3 protein-coding genes are annotated in these 1,824 nt (G+C 44.8%); all 3 read right to left on the bottom strand.

Going from position 1 to position 1,824, the window contains the following annotated elements:
* Nucleotides 1-458 (bottom strand): beta-ketoacyl synthase N-terminal-like domain-containing protein (locus tag ACF8D3_RS05115; protein ID WP_392470527.1); only part of this gene is annotated, 458 nt, incomplete at its 3' end.
* 114 nt (nucleotides 459-572) lie between these two features.
* The gene (locus ACF8D3_RS05110) at nucleotides 573-1,226 is read right to left on the bottom strand and encodes a 3-oxoacid CoA-transferase subunit B (RefSeq protein ID WP_019384558.1); all 654 of its coding nucleotides are present in this window, start codon (nucleotides 1,224-1,226) and stop codon (nucleotides 573-575) included.
* Between the two features lie 10 nt (nucleotides 1,227-1,236).
* The coding region (locus tag ACF8D3_RS05105) for a 3-oxoacid CoA-transferase subunit A (RefSeq protein WP_392470525.1) at nucleotides 1,237-1,824 on the bottom strand (588 nt) is incomplete at its 5' end.

Below are 1,824 nucleotides of genomic sequence, written 5' to 3'. Positions count from 1 at the left end.
TTTGGATTGATAAAACGCCATCCCATGGTGGTGTCTTCAATCTTTTGACTACGTCCAAATGCGCTCTCTGATTTACCCATCACGTATGGGGCGCGGCTCATGCTTTCCACACCACCAGCAATGATCAGGTTTGCTTCATTGGCTTTGATCGCACGCGCGGCTATGGCAATGGCATCTAAAGATGAACCACATAAACGGTTCACTGTAGTAGCAGGCACTTGATAAGGTAAGCCTGCTAATAATGCTGACATACGTCCCACATTACGGTTGTCTTCACCCGCCTGATTGGCACAGCCGTAAATCACATCATCTACTTGTTGCCAATCTATCGTTGGATTTCGTTGCATCAAGGCTTGAAGTGGAATAGCTCCAAGGTCATCTGCACGTACAGGCGCTAAACCACCTGCATAACGTCCGAATGGGGTGCGAATCGCATCAATGATATAAACGTTTTTCATGTGTTTTTCCCTTTAATCCTCCCTTAATCCCTCCTTTAAAAAGGAGGGAGACCTCGCTCTATTGTTTTGGTGAGGTATCCCTTAACAAAGTGGGATGTATGGAGATTTCAATCCTTAAATTTGAGTCGCATCAATCAACTGAGCGCCTGTCAAAGCTTGCAATTCCTCAAAGCTCAGACCATCCACTTTTTCAATCACCTTTAAACCGTCTGTAGTCACATCAATTACACACAGATCGGTATAAATACGATCAACACATTTCAATCCTGTTGCTGGATAACTGAGTTCTTCAACAATCTTGGGTTCACCTTGTTTAGTGACATGATCAGTCGTGATAAAAACTTTCTTTGCACCAACGGCTAAATCCATTGCCCCCCCCACAGCAGGAATGGCATCGGCTGCACCTGTATGCCAATTGGCAAGATCACCATTGGCTGCAACTTGGAATGCACCGAGTACTGCAATATCCAAATGTCCACCGCGCATCATGGCAAATGAATCACCGTGATGGAAAAAGCATCCACCTGTTAGCATAGTGACGTATTCTTTACCTGCATTAATCAGTTCAGGATCTTCTTCACCTTTGGCTGGCGGGGGGCCAAAGGCCAACAAACCATTTTCAGAATGCAGAAACACATCTTTATCCGCAGGTAAGTATTTTGAAATCTTGGTCGGTAAACCAATGCCTAAATTGACATAAGCTCCATCTGGAATATCTTGTGCAACACGTTCAGCAATCTGATCACGGTTGAGTTTTTGATAGCTCATGTTGTTCTCCTTATGCTGATACAGGTGAAGTTGCTTCAACGGCAACTACATGTTGGACAAAGATGCCTGGGGTAATAATGTGTTCAGGATCAAGCTGACCCAGTTCCACCACTTCAGAGACTTGAGCGATGGTGACATCTGCTGCCATCGCCATGATTGGACCGAAGTTACGTGCAGATTTATTGAAAACTAAATTGCCCCAACGATCGCCTTGATAAGCTTTGATCAAAGCAAAGTCGGCTTTGATTGGGTATTCCAGTACATAGTCTTTGCCATCGATATGACGGGTTTCTTTGCCTTCTGCCAATAACGTACCAAAACCAGTAGGGGTAAATACGGCACCTAAACCCATACCAGCAGCTTGGATACGGCAAGCGAGATTGCCTTGCGGGACAAGTTCTAATTCAATCTTTCCTGCACGGTACAGTTCATCAAATACCCATGAATCCGACTGACGTGGGAAAGAACAAATGATTTTACGGACTGCACCTGTTTTTAGCAGTTTTGCCAAACCGTAATCGCCATTGCCTGCATTGTTATTGACAATCACAAGGTCTTTCACGCCCAGTTCAATCAGACCATCGATAAGTTCAGCGGG

It is taken from the genome of Acinetobacter sp. YQ_14 (assembly GCF_043102985.1).
GTDB classification, from domain to species: Bacteria; Pseudomonadota; Gammaproteobacteria; order Pseudomonadales; family Moraxellaceae; genus Acinetobacter; species Acinetobacter venetianus.
This window is presented reverse-complemented; position numbering and strand designations above follow the sequence as displayed.

Coding starts and splice junctions, on each gene's coding strand:
- ACF8D3_RS05110 (WP_019384558.1), bottom strand. CDS start 1,226: ATGAGCTATCAAAAACTCAACCGTGATCAGATTGCTGAACGTGTTGCA.